1 protein-coding gene is annotated in these 543 nt (G+C 67.0%); it reads right to left on the bottom strand.

Annotated elements, in window-relative coordinates; translation table 11 throughout:
* Positions 1-543: ABC transporter transmembrane domain-containing protein (locus tag CSC62_RS17610; RefSeq protein ID WP_246194540.1), on the bottom strand; the 543-nt coding region annotated here is incomplete at both ends.

The raw sequence follows: 543 nt of genomic DNA, 5'->3' as shown, positions 1-543 counted from the left end.
GCTGCAGCATGTTCTGCACGTTGGTGAGGTTCTTCAGTGCCGGGATGATCGCCATCATCGCGGTCATCAGCGAGACGACCTCGCCGGCGGTCAGGCGCCCGGCCAGCGCTTCGTGGCCGGCGATCAGCAACAGCGCGGCCAAACCGATCGCGCCCAGCAACTGCACCGCGGCCGAGGAGATGCCGCGGGTGGATTCGACCTTCATCGCCAGATGCAGGTTGGTGTCGGCCAGTTGCTGGTAGCGCTCCATCTCGCTGGCGCGCGCGCCGTAGACCTTGACCTCCTGGTTGCCGGACAGGGCCTGCTCGGCGGCCTGCATCAGTTCGGCATTGCTTTCCTGGATGCGGTGGCTGACCCGCCGGTAGCGCTTGGCCACGCGGTCCATCACCCAGGCCAGCGGCGGCGCCACCAGCAGGATGGTCACGGTCACGGTCCAGCTGTACCACAGCATCACCGCCAGCGCGCCGACGATCTGCAGGGTATGCTGCACAATCACCTTCATCGCTGCGACCGCGGCATGCGCCACCTGCCTGCTGTCCGAGC

This window comes from Pseudoxanthomonas jiangsuensis, assembly GCF_010093185.1.
Lineage (GTDB): Bacteria > Pseudomonadota > Gammaproteobacteria > Xanthomonadales > Xanthomonadaceae > Pseudoxanthomonas > Pseudoxanthomonas jiangsuensis.
Note: the sequence above shows the minus strand (reverse complement) of the source record. Positions and strands in the feature narration are given on the sequence as shown.